The 15,576-nt window shown below is 69.2% G+C and carries 12 protein-coding genes and 2 pseudogenes; 9 read left to right on the top strand and 5 right to left on the bottom strand.

What is annotated here, in order from left to right:
* The first annotated feature begins 68 nt into the window (after positions 1 to 68).
* Positions 69 to 1,007, top strand: coding sequence for a hypothetical protein (locus H0H10_RS20820; protein WP_188182931.1), 939 nt, complete (start codon positions 69 to 71; stop codon positions 1,005 to 1,007).
* Positions 1,008 to 1,106: 99 nt separating this feature from the next.
* Here the strand turns inward: H0H10_RS20820 and H0H10_RS40100 are convergent.
* Together H0H10_RS40100 and H0H10_RS20815 are read right to left on the bottom strand one after the other, a co-directional pair.
* Positions 1,107 to 1,211: pseudogene (locus H0H10_RS40100) on the bottom strand (NUDIX hydrolase); the annotation flags it as partial.
* A gap of 96 nt (positions 1,212 to 1,307) precedes the next feature.
* Positions 1,308 to 1,988 carry an NAD(P)H oxidoreductase gene (locus H0H10_RS20815; RefSeq protein WP_188182544.1) on the bottom strand — a complete coding sequence of 227 codons (681 nt, stop codon included), beginning with the start codon at positions 1,986 to 1,988 and terminating at the stop codon, positions 1,308 to 1,310.
* 113 nt (positions 1,989 to 2,101) lie between these two features.
* On the opposite strand from H0H10_RS20815, the gene H0H10_RS20810 reads away from it, so the two are divergent.
* Positions 2,102 to 3,031 carry an AraC family transcriptional regulator gene (locus tag H0H10_RS20810; RefSeq protein WP_444875694.1) on the top strand — a complete coding sequence of 310 codons (930 nt, stop codon included), beginning with the start codon at positions 2,102 to 2,104 and terminating at the stop codon, positions 3,029 to 3,031.
* A gap of 504 nt (positions 3,032 to 3,535) precedes the next feature.
* Here the strand turns inward: H0H10_RS20810 and H0H10_RS20805 are convergent.
* Positions 3,536 to 4,513, bottom strand: coding sequence for an aldose 1-epimerase family protein (locus H0H10_RS20805; RefSeq protein WP_188182542.1), 978 nt, complete (start codon positions 4,511 to 4,513; stop codon positions 3,536 to 3,538).
* A gap of 229 nt (positions 4,514 to 4,742) precedes the next feature.
* The gene (locus tag H0H10_RS20800) at positions 4,743 to 5,054 is read right to left on the bottom strand and encodes a hypothetical protein (RefSeq protein WP_188182541.1); all 312 of its coding nucleotides are present in this window, start codon (positions 5,052 to 5,054) and stop codon (positions 4,743 to 4,745) included.
* A gap of 496 nt (positions 5,055 to 5,550) precedes the next feature.
* Between H0H10_RS20800 and H0H10_RS20795 the strand changes: the two are divergent.
* The 6 genes and pseudogenes from H0H10_RS20795 to H0H10_RS20770 form a co-directional block, all read left to right on the top strand.
* Positions 5,551 to 5,939: pseudogene (locus tag H0H10_RS20795) on the top strand (fumarylacetoacetate hydrolase family protein); the annotation flags it as partial.
* 14 nt (positions 5,940 to 5,953) lie between these two features.
* Positions 5,954 to 7,294: an L-fuconate dehydratase gene (locus tag H0H10_RS20790; protein ID WP_188182540.1), complete on the top strand. Its 1,341-nt coding sequence runs from the start codon at positions 5,954 to 5,956 to the stop codon at positions 7,292 to 7,294.
* A complete protein-coding gene (locus tag H0H10_RS20785) occupies positions 7,291 to 8,055 on the top strand; it encodes an SDR family NAD(P)-dependent oxidoreductase (protein ID WP_188182539.1) in 765 nt (254 codons plus the stop codon). The genes H0H10_RS20790 and H0H10_RS20785 overlap by 4 nt, the downstream gene beginning before the upstream one ends.
* A 10-nt stretch (positions 8,056 to 8,065) precedes the next feature.
* Positions 8,066 to 9,079, top strand: coding sequence for an aldo/keto reductase (locus H0H10_RS20780; RefSeq protein ID WP_188182538.1), 1,014 nt, complete (start codon positions 8,066 to 8,068; stop codon positions 9,077 to 9,079).
* 136 nt (positions 9,080 to 9,215) lie between these two features.
* A complete protein-coding gene (locus tag H0H10_RS20775; protein WP_188182537.1) occupies positions 9,216 to 9,527 on the top strand; it encodes an L-rhamnose mutarotase in 312 nt (103 codons plus the stop codon).
* Positions 9,524 to 10,450 carry an amidohydrolase family protein gene (locus tag H0H10_RS20770; RefSeq protein ID WP_188182536.1) on the top strand — a complete coding sequence of 309 codons (927 nt, stop codon included), beginning with the start codon at positions 9,524 to 9,526 and terminating at the stop codon, positions 10,448 to 10,450. The genes H0H10_RS20775 and H0H10_RS20770 overlap by 4 nt, the downstream gene beginning before the upstream one ends.
* A 93-nt stretch (positions 10,451 to 10,543) precedes the next feature.
* On the opposite strand, the gene H0H10_RS20765 is transcribed toward H0H10_RS20770, so the two are convergent.
* Positions 10,544 to 12,760 (bottom strand): family 20 glycosylhydrolase, encoded by a 2,217-nt coding sequence (locus tag H0H10_RS20765; RefSeq protein ID WP_223180185.1) that lies wholly within the window; start codon positions 12,758 to 12,760, stop codon positions 10,544 to 10,546.
* A 339-nt stretch (positions 12,761 to 13,099) separates the two neighbouring features.
* Between H0H10_RS20765 and H0H10_RS20760 the strand changes: the two genes are divergently transcribed.
* On the top strand, positions 13,100 to 15,562 hold the full coding sequence (locus H0H10_RS20760) for a glycoside hydrolase family 84 protein (protein WP_188182535.1): 2,463 nt from the start codon (positions 13,100 to 13,102) through the stop codon (positions 15,560 to 15,562).
* The last annotated feature ends 14 nt before the right edge of the window (positions 15,563 to 15,576 follow it).

Below are 15,576 nucleotides of genomic sequence, written 5' to 3'. Positions count from 1 at the left end.
AGCGGTGGACGTATCCGGGTGGGGGAGGCGTGAGGCTGGCATTCCTGTCGGGGGAGAGGCGGCTTCAGGTGGAACGCTGGGATCGGGCCGGGCGGTGCGCGGCATACGGGGCGGCACTGGCGCTGGCGCCGTACTTGTTGATCAAGGTGTCGTGGGTGGCCGGCTCGCTTCTCGGCGTGACGCCGATCGGAGAGGGTTTCAGCCAGGCCGGATGGGTGCTCCTCAACACGGTGACCATCGGCATGGCGGGGATCGGGATCGCGATGGCGCTCGCTCTGGTGCGGCCCTGGGGGATGCGGATACCGGGGTGGCTGGTGGTGTTCTGCGCCTGGACCGGTTCGGGGTTCCTCGTGTCGATCCTTCCGTATGCCGTGCTCAGTGCGCTGCTGGATGCTGCGCGTGGCGGCTCGGGGAGGGGTGGCGGCGACGAGCCCGCCATGCCCGGCTGGGAGGCCGCGTTGGTCCAGTTCGGCTTTGTGGGGACGGGGCTGGGGCTTGCGGTCGCGTTGCCCGCCTACCTGCGGCGTCGCTGGCCGGACGCCTTCATGGTCCAAGTGGGGGACGGTGCGGACGGTCCCGGTGCGAGGGCACCATGGGCGGCTGTCGTCGCCGCCGTCGTCGGGCTGGTCTGGCTGTACTGGGCAGTCGGCGGCACGCTCGGAGCCTCGGGCGCGGAGGAGCGGGACACCAACGCAAATGTGCTGACCGGCGTCGGCGCCTTCTGGGCGCTCGCCGGCTCGGCCGCCGTCTGGATGCTCGCCCGGCCACGCCCCGCCCGGCTGCCTCGCCGGCTCCTGTTGGCGCTCGGCTGGCTCGGGTCGGGCTCGCTGTTCGCGTGGAGTGGCTGGAAGCTTCCCATCACGCTGCTGGTCGCGCTGGTCCACCCGGCCGACGCCGATCCGCCGGAGAATCCCGCCGTCGCCGCGGTGCTGCATCTCGCCGCCGTCGTCGCAGGCATCGGCATGCTGAGAACACTCGTCAACTCGCGCCTGCACATCACGGCCTGAGACCAGCCTGGCGGGGAACTGCCGGCACACGCCGAGGTCGGCGAGATCGGGCCTCGGCGCACCCCATGCCCTGCCGTCCGCAACGGCCGATGCCGGCGATGTGCCGGAGGCGTAGGGCGTGAAGTGCGCGGGAGTGTGGTCGATGGGCAGGTCCGGGCGCCAGGCGGTGAGGATCTGGGCGCTGCACACGAACAGCCCGTGCGGGCCTACGGGCGCGGGTGCATCCGGCCTCCGGCCAGAAGCGCTGCAGGTCAAGGACCAACCGGGCATGAGCCTGCAGCGCCGCCGCTGCCATGATCCTCAGCCCGCCACCAGTTCCGCCGCGAGGAACCCTTCCACTGCCTTGCGCGCGCGGCGGTCGAACTCGGTGTACTGCGCCTCGCGCTCGGCTCCGGCGACCGCGTCGCCGACCAGCAGATTGCCCTCGGCGTCGAGGCGCTGCGGGCGTTCCTCGGCGTCGGGGAGGAGGGCGACGGAGGAGTGGGAGAACCCGCAATAGTAGGCGATGCCCTCGCTCAAGTTGGTCTCCAGCACGGCCTGCATTCCTTCCGTGATGGGATCGTCAGAGGTGGCACCGGCCAGGCCCAGCCACAGCATGCGCTTTCCTGCCAGGCGGGGCTTGCTGCGGCCATAGGCGAATCCGTAGTTCCACACTCGATCGATCCAGCCCTTGAGGAGGGCGGGCACGCTCTGCCAGTACACGGGGAACACGGCGACGACCACATCGGCGTCGAGGATGCGCTGCATATGGGCCCGGACTTCGTCCGAATACAGCTTCTCCCGATTGCCCCAGTCGGGCTGGTCCGCCACGTTCATCCGCGGGTCGAACCCTTCCGCGTGCAGGTCGAGCAGGTCGACGTCGTAACCGGCGGTCTCGAGTTGTGCAGCGGTACGGCGGGCGGTGTGCGCCGTGAGGGAATCGGCGCGGTGGTGAGCGACGACCACGAGGGCGGTTCTGGCTGCGCTGTTGCGGTGCGGCATGGTTTCTCCCGGCTGGTCTCGGTCGGTTCTGCCAGTCCAGTACACGCGTGATCGATTGGATGATCCATGGGAGAAACGCTTTGATGCATAGGAGCACGTCTACGATGGTGCCCGTGGATCCTTTGAGTTCTCTGCTCAGTGGCATCCGGGCCGAGGGCTCGGTCGTCAGCCACGCCGTCCTGGAAGCGCCCTGGACCATCCGCTTCGCCGACGGCGCCCCGCTCACCATGGTCAGCGTGCTGCGCGGCGGCGGCACCCTGCTACTGCCCGATGGCACCCAACAAGCGGTCGGTGCCGGCGACACGGCCATCGTGCGCGGCCCCGACCCGTTTCACCTCGTGGATCGACCGACCTCCTTCGACCGCCCACACGTCGAGTACGAAATCGCCTGCTTCACAGCAGATGCCGCATGCACCGCCCAGGACCTCGGCGGCATCCGCTGGGGCAACGATCCGGACGGAGCGACCGCACTGATCGTGGGCGCCTACCGGGCCTCGGGCCATCGCCATGAACGACTGCTGCGCGGCTTGCCGCCGGTGCTGGTGATCAACGAGGCCACCGAAGTCTGCGCCTGGCTGGAGACGGCCGCCGCCGACGCCGCCCGGCGCTCGGCCGGCTCGCAGGCGCTGATGGACCGACTCCTGGACTGGGCCCTGGTGTGCACACTGCGCTCCTGGTTCGAGCAGGCGAGTTCGGACGCCCCGGACTGGTATCGCGGCCTGGCCGACCCGATGCTCGCCCCCGCTCTCCAAGCCTTCCACGCCCGGCCTTCCCAGAGGTGGACGGTAGCGGCGCTCGCCGCCGAATCCGGTGTCTCCCGGGCGCTGTTCGCCAAACGCTTCACCGAGGTGATGGGCCGCCCACCGCTGACCTACCTGACCGAATGCCGCATGGACGAGGCCGAGGCACTCCTGTCCGACACCGACCTCGCCATCGCTCAGATCGCCAAGTCCGTCGGCTACGCCGATGCCTTCGGCTTCAGCGCCGCGTTCAAACGCCATCGGGGCATGAGCCCCAGCGTCTTCCGCGCCGCAGCGGCCTGACGCCGATCTGCCTTGAGCCGATCAGCACTCGACGACGTCCTGACCGAAGTCGCCGAGGCGGCCGCCAGGATCTCCGGCCCGGCCGCCGAGACGATTCCTGCCACAGGGCTTCGTTGAGGCTCAGTCCCGGCCTGCTCGCGATGGCGGCGATCCCATTCATTCGGAATCCTCAGCGGCCACCGTGGTGCCACGCGTCCAGCCGGCCCACACGTCCAGCACGCCCGGCTGCAGGTTCTGGTACTGCGACGAGGACGGCTACCGCTGCTCAGTGGGACTGCCACCGCTTCTACCAGCTGGGTGGGCCGCGCCGGCGTCGACGAATACGGCGGCTCCTACGAAGGACGCAGCCGCATCCCCCTCGAGGTCGTCGAGGCGGTCCGCTCCGTGTGGCTGTTGCGGGCCTTGCGTCCGGAGTGGGAGAACTGGATGCCAGGTACGGTGCCCGGTTTGATTCTGGTCCCGCGATCCACTGCTCGTGTCCTCGGGTCCTCTGTCCATAAGCCGTCAGCCCATCGACGAACGTACCCCCCAGCGCGCCTCGGAGCGCTTGCCTGGGCCAAGGATCCGCAGTCCCAGACCATTGTTGAAGGCGTTCGACGCGCATGTGTACGGCTCGATGGCCAGGCCCTTGCGGCGCCGCTCGACGACCGGCAGTGTGTCGCCGGTGTAGACCTGCAGGTAGTCGCAGGACTTGTCCAGCCATACGGAAATGCGCACGCGGCTCATGGGGGATGTCATGTGTACCCAGGCCAGGCCGTCCCGGTCGCGGCTCAGGCCGGCGAACCCGGTGTCCATGACAGTGTCGCCGACAGGCCGGGGGGAACGGAAGTCGTACGGGGTGTTCTGCACGGTGACCGGCGGCGTCTTCGGGATGCTCCGGTCGTTGGTCAGGAAGTGGGTCCGGGCCGGCAGCGTCAGCACGATGTCGTCGATGAGCTCGGTGCCGAGCGTGAAGTAGGGGTGCTGGCCCATCCCGTACGGGACTCGGGTGCCGCCGAGGTTCTCCACGGAGTTGGTCACGGTGAGGCCGTGTCTGCCCAGCTCGTAGGTCTGCCGCAGCTTCAGTACGAACGGATACCCGGGCTGGGCGTGTGTGGTGAGCCCCATGACCAGGCGCGAATCGCTCTGTTCGACAGGGAACCAGTTGACCCACCGGGTCAGCCCGTGGATGGCGTTCTGGGCCTGTGGTTCACTCCAGGGCAGCTCCTGCGTGACGCCGTCGAACACGTAGGTGCCGCGGTCGATGCGGTTGGGCCAGGGGACCAGCAGCTGACCGTAGGACGAGCCGGTCGGGTAGTCCCGGGGGCCGAAGGTATCCAGGAGCTCAGTTGCACCGACACGGTAGGACAGCAGGCCGGCCCCCAGTTCGGTGACCACGACCCGCTGGTCGCCGTAGGAGATCTCGTACTGCTTACCCGACAGCGAGGAGCGCCCCCCGGCCCCCAGGCCTCCGGCGGGAGTGCGGCTGGCGCACGAGGTCATCGCCAGACCAGTGCCTACGGCAGCCGTCAGAAGAGTACGTCGCTCGAAATCGGACGCCATGGCACCCCTTCAAGAATCAGCCGTGCTACCCGGAACCGGCTGCGTCGACGGCATGTGGGGGACTCACGACCGTCCAGCAACATGACGGCCCGACGAACCGCGATACCCCCGGGATACCAGGCCGGCTCTTCCGGGCAGGGCGCCACTCCGGCCTGTTCATCCGATCGCGTCAGTTCACCTGCCGCGGCAGCTGCCACTCACGCCCCGCCGCAGGCTGCTGCACAGTGGCCTGCCCGCCGGTCCGGGTCGCTGTCGCGGTCGTGCGCCGGGTGACGGCCGCGCCTCGCGTCCGTCGGACGTCGTTGCCGTGGCCGATCGTGGAGGCGAAGGACTGTTCCTGGAGGCCGCCGTCCGCATCTCTCCAGCCGCGGAGATGAGCCCCCGAGCAGTCCGGGTCGGTGTTCACCGCGTCGGAGGCGTCGAGCATGTGTGAGGTGGGGAAGCGCAGGTCGGTCGAACTGATGCCAGGGATCCTGGACATGAGGCTCCTCGCCTGACGAATTCACGGGTAACCTAGAGATCGGATCTATCGGCCGTCAAGGTGGGTGGAGGTTCGACGTTTTTCGTGACTGAGACCGCTATGCATCCGATACATGGGAGGTCTGACGAAGTCGGCTCGACTCGACCCGTTCGGGAGGCTCTCATGCACATGCCCCGCCGCACGTACCTCGCGTCGGCCGCCGAAGCCGAGGAAGCGGCCCAGGAGGTCCTGAGACGGCGGCTGCCGGACCACAGGGACCGGACCGGGCTCCGTACGGTCGCGCGCCACGATGGGCAGGACGCCTTACGGGTGTCCGGGCGGACGGGACGGATCACGGTCGAGGGCACCAGCGCCGGTGCGCAGCTCGACCGTCTGCCGCGGCGGCTCCCCGGCGTCGGCACTCCACTGGCCACCGCGAACCTCGCCCCCGATTCGCGTTCAGCGACACGGGTGAGGGCTGCGCCGGCCCGTACCGCGACCGGCCGTACTGGGAACACGAGATCGACGTGCGTCGATCCCCGACCGGCCCGTGGTCTTCATGAGGAACCCGGACACGGTCGTAGGGCCGTACGACGACGTCCTCGGTCCACGCGGATCGGTCAAGACGGACCGGGAGGTCGGGCCGGCCGTCGTCGTGGGCCGGACCGCGCGCTACCTGGAGGGCCCCGAGGACGGCCTGGCCCACATCGCAGGATTCCCCGTCAGCAACGACGTCCCGGAACGCGGGTCTACATGGTTCTCAGGCCCGGCGACGTCATCGACACCGGCACACCGGCCGGTGTCGTCCTCGGCCTGCCCGGCACGCCCCACCTGCGCCCCGGCGACATCGTCGACCTGTCCATCGACGGGCTCGGCAGCCGGCGCCAGACCTTCGTCCAAGCCTGAAAGGCCGCACGCACATGACTTCGGTCAGCGCCAGGATCACGGCCGTCGAGACTCACGACATCCGCTTCCCCACTTCCCGGGAGCTGGACGGCTCCGACGCCATGAACCCCGACCCCGACTACTCGGCTGCCTACGTCGTGCTGCGCACGAACGCCGAGGACGGCCTGGAAGGCCACGGGTTCGCCTTCACTACCGGACGGGGCAACGACGTCCAGGTTGCCGCCATTGACGCGCTCGCACCCCACCTCGTCGGACGGGACGTGGACGCCCTGTGTGCCGACCCCGGGTCACTTGCTCGCCATCTGACGGGCGACAGCCAGCTGCGCTGGCTCGGCCCCGAGAAGGGCGTCATGCATATGGCCGTCGGGGCGGTTGTCAACGCGGCGTGGGATCTTGCCGCCAAGCGTGCCCACAAGCCGCTGTGGCGTTTTCTCGCCGATGCCACACCGGAATGGCTCGTCTCGCAGGTGGATTTCCGCTACATCGCCGATGTGCTCACTCCCGGCGACGCGCTCCGCCTCCTGACTGCCGGCAGAAATGGTTCCGACGCGCGCCGGGAGCGGCTGCTCGCACGCGGATACCCTGCCTATACGACGTCGCCCGGCTGGCTCGGCTACTCCGACGAGAAGCTCACCCGCCTCGCCCGCCGTGCGGTGGCCGACGGCTTCACCCAGATCAAACTCAAGGTCGGCGCCGACCTGGAGGACGACATCCGGCGCATGCGCACGGCCCGGTCCGCCGTGGGCCCCGGTATTCGCATCGCGATCGACGCCAACCAGCGGTGGAACGTTCCCGAGGCCATCGAATGGACCAAAGCGCTCTCGGAGTTCGACCCTTACTGGATCGAGGAGCCGACCAGCCCCGATGACATCCTCGGCCACGCCACCGTCCGGGCCAACGTGACCCCTGTCAAGGTCGCCACCGGGGAGCACGTCCAGAATCGGGTCGTCTTCAAACAACTGCTCCAGGCCGGAGCCATCGACTTCCTCCAGATCGACGCCACCCGCGTCGGAGGCGTCAACGAGAACCTCGCCATCCTCCTCCTCGCCGCCAAGTTCGGGGTACCCGTGTGCCCGCACGCAGGCGGAGTCGGCCTCTGCGAACTGGTCCAGCATCTGTCGATGTTCGACTACGTCGCCCTCTCCGGCACCACGGAGAACAGAGTCATCGAATTCGTCGACCACCTGCACGAGCACTTCGTCACGCCAGTGCTCATCCGAGACGGTCACTACCAGGCACCGGCGGCGGCCGGGTTCTCCGCCGAGATGCACCCCGGAACCCTTACCGCCTACGCCTACCCGAACGGCACCTTCTGGACCGCCGACCGAGCCCTCACACCGGAGACCTCCTCATGACACAGCCGACCGCCCTGAGCGGCCTGAAGGCCATCGTGACCGGCGGCGCCTCCGGCATCGGCCTCGCCACCGCCGAACTGCTCGCCGCACGTGGCGCCGATGTCGCCGTCCTCGACCTCGAACCCGGCGCAGCTCCCTCCCCGCTGCGCCGGTACCGGGCAGACGTCGGCGACGACCCCTCCGTGCGGCGCGCCGTCGACGCAGCGGCCGCGGACCTCGGCGGCATCGACATCCTCGTGAACAACGCCGGCGTCGGTGCGATCGGCACCATCGAGGACAACGACGACGCCCAATGGCGGAGAGTGTTCGACATCAACGTGATGGGAATCGTCCGCACCAGCCGCGCCGCGCTGCCCCATCTGAGGCGCTCCCGCTCCGCCGCCGTGGTCAACACCTGCTCCATCGCGGCGACCGCCGGACTGCCGCAGCGCGCCCTCTACAGCGCCAGTAAGGGCGCCGTGTTGTCCCTGACCCTCGCGATGGCCGCCGACCACATCCGTGAAGGCATCCGTGTCAACTGCGTCAATCCGGGCACGGTCGACACCCCTTGGGTGGGCCGTCTGCTCGCTGCCGCACAGGACCCGGCGGCCGAACGCGCTGCCCTGGAGGCCCGCCAGCCCTCGGGACGTCTCGTCACAGCGCACGAAGTGGCCGAAGCGATCGCCTACCTGGCCGGGCCTGCCGCAGGCTCCGTCACCGGATCCGCGCTTGCCGTGGACGGCGGAATGGCCGGTCTGCGGCTGCGTCCGGCAGCTCACTGAAAGGCATCTCATGCATGCCCCCCATTTCGCCCGGACCACGCTCGGACCGAGTGGCGTGCCTGTCACCCGGCTCTCCTTCGGGGCCGCGGCCATGGGAAACCTCTACAGCGAAGTGACCCCCGCTCAGGGCGCGGGCGCCGTGGACGCGGCCTGGGACGCGGGAATCCGCTACTTCGACACGGCTCCGCACTACGGGCTCGGGCTCTCCGAGAGGCGGCTCGGCGCAGCCTTGCGCCCCCGCCCCCGCCGCGACTACGTCCTGTCGACCAAGGTCGGCCGCATCCTCCAGCCGATCCCGGTGAAGGGGGACGACCTCGCGCACGGATTCGCCGTCCCTGCCGACCATCGCAGGGTCTGGGACTTCAGCGCCCGAGGCGTACGCCGCAGCATCGGCGAGAGTCTGCGCCGCCTCGGCCTCGACCGGATCGACGTGGTCTACCTGCACGATCCCGACGACCACATGGACCAGGCACTCAAGGAGGCCTACCCCGAGCTGGAACGACTCCGTGCGGAGGGTGTCGTCTCCGCCATCGGAGTCGGCATGAACCAGACGTCGCTCCTGACACGCTTCGTCCGCGACACCGACGTCGATGCGGTGCTCTGCGCCGGCCGGTACACCCTGCTGGACCAGGACGCCCTCGGCACCCTTCTGCCCGAGGCACAGGCCCGACGCAAGAGCGTCGTCATCGGAGGCGTGTTCAACTCCGGCCTGCTCGCAGACCCCAAGCCCGGTGCCACCTACGACTACCGGGCAGCGCCCCCGGAGCTCGTGCAGCGAGCCCTGAGCATCCAGACCGTGGCCGAACGCCATGGCGTGCCACTGAGGGCTCTGGCCCTGCGCTTCCCGCTGGGGCACCCGGCAGTCGCCACCGTGCTCGTCGGCGCACGTTCCCGGTACGAGGTGCAGGACGCGGCGGCGATGCTCGCCACCTCCGTGCCCGATGACCTGTGGGCCGAGCTGCGCGAGGAAGGACTCCTGCCCGCCGATGTTCCGGTGCCGGAAGGAGAAACGCCGTGCGCATAGCGCTCTTCGCCACCTGCCTCAACGAGCACTGGAACGATCGTGCTCAACACCGACACGGCTCTCCCGCCTCACGGCCGGCGTTCCGCTCACCTCATATCCGCCCCGTCCTTGTCTCCCCGCACGCAAAGGAAAGCGCATGAGAGTCGCCCTGCACACCAAGGTGCGCGCCGACCGGATCTCCGAATACGAGGCTGCGCACCGTCATGTACCGGACGAGCTGACCGAGGCCATCCGAAACGCGGGGGCCACCTCCTGGACCATCTGGCGCAGCGGAACGGACCTGTTCCACCTCATCGAATGCGAGGACTACACCCGGCTCATCGGCAGGCTGGAACACCTTCCGGTGAACGTGGCCTGGCAGGCCCGCATGGCCGACCTCCTCGACGTCGTGCACGACTACAGCAGTGACGGCGCCACCGCCGGCATGACTGCGGTCTGGTCCCTGTGACAGCGACCGGCCTCGTCGACGCGCATCACCACGTGTGGGACCTCGCCGTCCGCGACCAGGACTGGATCCGCGGCGAGGAGCTCAAGCCCTTGAGGCGCTCCTTCAGCCTCGACGATCTGACACCCGCGGCCCGCGAGGCCGGTGTCACCTCAACGGTGCTGGTCCAGACCGTCACCGTCGCGGAAGAGACGCCCGAGCTCCTCTCGCTCGCGGAAGAAGGCCGACTCGTCACCGGAGTCGTCGGCTGGACCGACCTGACCGCCCCGGACGTCGACGAGGCACTCGCGCACCTGCGGAACCTGCCCGGTGGCCGGCACCTCGTGGGCATCCGCCACCAGGTGCAGAACGAGCCCGACCCGGAATGGCTGCTCCGCCAGGATGTGCTGCGCGGGCTGGCCGCGGTCGCCGCAGCGGGCCTCGCCTATGACCTGGTCATCGTGGAGCGGCAGCTCCCCGCAGCGATCCGAGCCGCCGCCCTGCTGCCGCAGCTGACCTTCGTCCTCGACCACGCGGGCAAGCCGGCGATCGTGACGGGAGAGCGAGAGCCCTGGGCCGCTTACGTGCGGCGTTTCGCCGCACTGCCCAACACCGTGTGCAAGCTCTCGGGGCTGGTGACGGAGGCCCGCTGGGACTCGTGGACCATCGACGACCTGCGCCCGTATGTGCAAACGGTGCTGGACGAGTTCGGCCCCGATCGCGCCATGTTCGGGTCCGACTGGCCGGTGTGCACCCTGGCCGCTTCGTACAAGGAGGTGACGCAGGTCATGGCAGACCTCACTTCGGACCTCGAAAAGCACGAGCGGTCGGCCGTCTTCGGCACGACCGCTCGCCGTACTTATGGGCTGCACGATGCGCCGACGGGCTGTGCCGGCGCGACGGGACCAGGTCCGAGCGACCCGCATCACGACCCACACAGCCCGTGAAGGACGCGCCCCATGGCCCTGCGGCAATGGTCCCCCGAGCACGGCTCGTCGTATTCATCCACTGGACATCTACGCCGTCGACGGCGTAAAGGGTCAGCGGCGGTACGCGGCGAACCGCCCCCGGACCTGGCCGGCGGTGAGTGCCTCGTCCCAGGTGACGACCTCGTCGAGGTCACCCCGCAGGCTCACCTTCGGGGTTCCGATCGAGCGCATCGGCAGCGGCACGGACGCGTCGATGGTGCCGACCCGCGTCCCGTCGGCGTACAAGGTGGTGCGTCCCGGCTCGGCCACCCAGGTCAGCTGGACCCACCGGGCGAGCGGCAGCGTGTAGTCGAAGCTGTGATCGGCGTCGCCGTAGCGGGTGAAACCGACCTTGCCGGTGCCGTACTGCTGCAGCTTCAGGGCGCCGGACTCGGAGCTGAGCAGCACCTGATCACCGGTCCGTTCGGTGAGCCTGACCCAGGTGGACACGGTCCACGGTTCGGCCACGTCCAGACCGCCGAAGCCCACTCCGTCACGGTCGTGGTCGAAGCGGAAGGCCTGACCGCGTACGCCGTCGTCGACCAGCTCCGGATTGTTGATGATGTACGAGGTGCCGGGCAGGCCGCCCGCGATGTCCTCCGCCATGATCGTCTGGGGTGGCCGGCTGGCGTACGTCCATCCGCTGGGGTACGACGCCTCGTCGAACGTCCAGTGGTGGCTGGGCCGTCCGTCGTCCACGCGCGGCTTCTCGGGGGCCGGCCGGACGCCGGGTGGATCGCCGAGGCGTGTCACCAGGGCCCGGAAGCCGGCCACGGAGCCCGGGGTCGAGGAGCCGTTCCAGGTCCGGTCGGCCAGGATGGCGCGCGGCATCGCCATGTGCTGCTCGAAGTAGCCGTCTTCGGCCCAGAAGTTGTAGTCGGCCCAGTTCATCACGCTCGAGCCGAGCATGTCCGGCGCCGTGCTCGGCGCCCATGTGTCGTACATCCAGGACTCGTTCGGATACAGATTGTGGTAGTTGTTCGGGGTCACGTAGAACGGCCCGATGGCGATTTCGTCATGACCGGGGATGGCCGGTTCGCTGCCCGTGCCCTCCCAGGTGATGAAGACGACCGGGCCGTGCACCGTCTGCTGCGGTGCGTCCATGTGTTCGGATCCGTTGTAGACGGCGGTGCGTTTGCCGTTCTTCGTCACCACGTCGTCGAGGGTGTTGATGTAACGGTTGAGGAGATCGCCGAGCGTGCTGACCTCCGGGTCGTCGGCCAGGAACTCCTTGACCCGGGGGCAGTCGCCGAGCCGGCCGGGGACCTCCTCGGCGCCGATCGAGAACAGCGGGGCGTCGAACCAGCGCGTGAACTCGTCCACGATGGCCTTCGTCGTCTCGACCGCCTTCTCACTGGTCATGTCGATGATCCAGTCGGGAGTGAGATGGGAGTGGGTGTGGGCGCCGGTGCACGGGTTCTCGCCCGAGCCGAAGCCGATGTCGAAGGTCTTACTGATCGCCGTGGCGTGCCCGGGGATCTCCAGACCCGGCATCACCTGGACGTGATGGCGGGCGGCGAACGTCTTCAGGTGCTCGATGTCGGCGCGGCTGTAGCTGTGGTCCGGGTCGGCCAGGCCCGGGAACCTCGGGCTGTACAGGCGGAAGCCCTCCGACTCGGAAAGATGCAGGAAGAGGGTGTTGAGCTTGTGGTCGCCCATCCGCCGGACGAGGTTCTCGAGGTAGCCCATCGTCCAGTACTTGCGGCCGGCGTCGAGGTGCACCATCCGCATCCGCTGGGTGGGCCGGTCGGTGCTGCGGGCGCGTGGCACGTCACGGTGGCCCGAGTCGGCGCGCAGCGTCTGCAGCAGTGTGCGCGTCCCGTAGTAGAGGCCGTGGGTGGTGGCCGCGTCGACGCTGATGGCGTCCGAGCTGTCGAACCGGTAGCCCTCGGCGCCGAGGTCGGGATCGTCCGTCAGCCGCAGCCGGATGTCGCCCCGGCGCGGTTCCACGGGCGCGCTGGTGACGGTGAGCCGCAGGCCACTGACCTGCTCGACCTCGCTCTGCAGTTGGGTCGCGAGCTGATGCGTGGTCTGGCGGGCGGGTCCCGGCAGCTCCTGCTGGCCGGACGGCATGGCCGTACGGGTACGGGACTGCGGGGCGACGATGATCCGGGAGCGCTCGGTGAGGGCGACAGTGCCGCCGAGGGCGTCCCACTGTGTGGGTCTGGGAACCACCGGTGGTGGTGGGTCGGCCTGTTGCGAGCCGGGCTCGTCGGCGACGGCCGGGGAGAGGAAGGACCCGGTGAGGACCGCGAGAATCGCGGCGAGCACCGGTATGACGCGACGCATGGCGCCTCCGGGGTGGCGGTCGACAGGCAGGGTGAGCGCAGAACGGCCGGCACCATGGGGTGTCTCGGCCGCTGGGTCGCTGATTCACCCAATGTTCTCTGCCGATTCGTGGGCTCATGAGGGGGCCGGTCAGCTGGAAACGTAGAGAGACATCCGATGACTGTCAAGGGTGCGGAACGAGTGCCGATCCATGGTGCGACGATCGGTCGGTAGGTGGTGTGACGAGCCGCCGGGGTGACCCGGGGTCGCATCGTGCCGTACGGCGAACCCCTTGACGATGGGCGCCGGTTCACGAGTAGCCTGTTGTGGTCTAACTGGTCTAGGCCACTTGGAGGGCTTGTGGCAGGACGCTCCATCGCCTTCGCAGCACTCGCCCTGACCGGCTCCCTCGCGATCGCAGCCTTCCCGCCCGTCGCCCGGGCCGCCGAGCCACCGGACGCCCACGTCACCGCCGCGGCGAACAGCCGCCCCCTGCCGTCCGTCTCCCCGACGCCGCAGTCCATCTCTCGCTCGGGCGACGACGTCACCGTCACCGGCCGTGTGCTCCTCGTCGTGGACGAGCACACCGACGCGTCGGCACGTGACCGCCTCGTCCGTGAGCTGAAGAAGCACGGTGTCGCGCGCGTTGACAACGTTTCCCCCGGCGCGGTTCCGCAAGCGTCTCAAGGGCTGCTCACCGTCAGGCTGGGAGCCGCCGAACGCCCTGACATCGCAGCCGCGTTGGGTGACACCGCCGTACCCGCCCGTGCCGAGAGCTACGCCTTGAAGGTCTCCGCGCGGGACGCGCAGGGGGAGGCACATCCGGACATCGCGCTCGGCGGCACGGACGCTGCCGGCCAGTTCTACGCCGTGCAGACGCTGCGGCAGTTGTTCCAACGTCACGATGACGACTGGACGGTGGCGGGTGCCCAGGTCAGCGACTACCCCTCGATGCCCCTGCGCGGCAGCATCGAGGGCTTCTACGGCCCGCAGTGGACGGCGGCCGAGCGACTGGACCACATGGACTTCCTCGGCGAGATGAAGTCCAACACGTACGTCTACGCGCCGAAGGACGATCCGTACCACCGCGACAAGTGGCGTGAGCCCTACCCCGCGGTAAGGCTCGCCGAGCTCCGCCAACTGATCGACCGTGCCCGGGCCGGCCATGTGCGCTTCACCTTCGCCGTCTCACCCGGCGCGTCCATCTGCTACTCCGACCCCGCCGACACCGAGGCACTCACCGACAAACTGCAGGCCATGTACGACGCGGGCGTGCGGTCCTTCTCCATACCGCTGGACGACATCAGCTACACCCGCTGGAACTGCCCTGGTGACGCGGAGAAGTTCGGCGCGCCGGGACGCGGTGCGGCGGCGCGCGCCCAGGTCGGCCTGCTGAACGCGGTGCAGCACGACTTCGTCGCCGAGCGGGAGGGGGTCAATCCGCTGCAGATGGTGCCTACGGAGTACGGCGACCTGACCGACACCGCGTACAAGCAGACGATCCGTGCCACGCTCGACCCCGCGGTGCAGGTGATGTGGACCGGGACCGACGTGGTGCCGCCGCAGATCACGAACGCCCAGGCGTCCAAGGCCGCGGAACTGTTCGGCCGGAAGGTCTTCGTGTGGGACAACTACCCGGTCAACGACTTCGCCCGGACCGCGGGCCGACTGCTGCTGGCGCCGTACGACAAGCGTGAGCCCGGCCTGTCCGACCACCTCAGCGGCATTGTCTCCAATCCGATGAACCAGCAGGCCGCCAGCAAGCTCGCCGTCTTCACGATGTCGGACTTCTCGTGGAACGACCGGGGCTACGACCGCGACCGCTCCGCACGCCAGGCAGCCCTCCACCTCGCCGCGGGGGACAGCCGCACGGCCGATGCGGTCCAGGTGTTCGTCGACCTCAACCACATGGCCCCGACCTTCGGCTCCCAGCCGTGGCAGCCCCAGGCTCCGGTGTTCGGCGCCGCGGTCGAGCGCTTCTGGCAGGACCACGGGAGCGACGCGGAGCGGGCGATCGCCGAGTTCCGCCCGTCCGTACGCGCCGTCGCACAGGCGCCGGGCATCATCCGCGAGGGCGTGCCCGACAAGCTGTTCCTCTCCGACGCGTCCCGCTGGCTGGACGCCACACAACTGTGGGGGCAGTCGATGGAGCACGGACTGAACGTCCTTGCCGCACTCGCTGCCCACAACGCGGCCGAGGCGGCGCAGGAGCGCCAGTCCATGGACTCCCTTGCCGCCGCCGCGTCGCAGATCATGGTCGATCCGGCGGAGCAGGGCCGGCACGGCCCGGTGAAGATCGGCGATCCGTTCATCGAGGACTTCGTCGCGCGCGTGGCGAACCTCCACGACGAATCGATGGGACTGCCACCCCTGCGTGAGCTCGCCCGCGGAAAGCAGGCGACGCAGATCTCCGACTACGAGTGGGGCGGGGCGTTCCCCTTCGGCGCCGACAAGTCCGTGGACGGTGACCTCTTCGACTTCTCCACCACCAGCGGCCGAGAGGCACAGCCGTGGTGGCAGGTCGACCTCGGAGCGAGCGCGGACCTCGAGAAGATCGAGATCTACAATCGGACGGACTGCTGCGCGGAGCGGACGAAGGACTACTACGTCCTGGTGTCCGACCAGCCCTTCTCGGGAACGCTCGCGGACCAGCTCGGCAAGCCGGGCGTCTGGAGCCACCACGAGACGGACCAGGCCGCAAGCCCCACCACGATCGCGACCACGGCCAGGGGCCGGTATGTGCGGGTGTGGCTGGCCGGCACGGACCCCGTCGAGCTCAACATGGCCGAGGTCCAGGTCTACGGCCGTGTGCAGGAGGGGTGACGGCGGCGTCGCCC

Source organism: Streptomyces griseicoloratus (genome assembly GCF_014534645.1).
Taxonomy (GTDB): Bacteria; Actinomycetota; Actinomycetes; order Streptomycetales; family Streptomycetaceae; genus Streptomyces; species Streptomyces griseicoloratus.
This window is presented reverse-complemented; position numbering and strand designations above follow the sequence as displayed.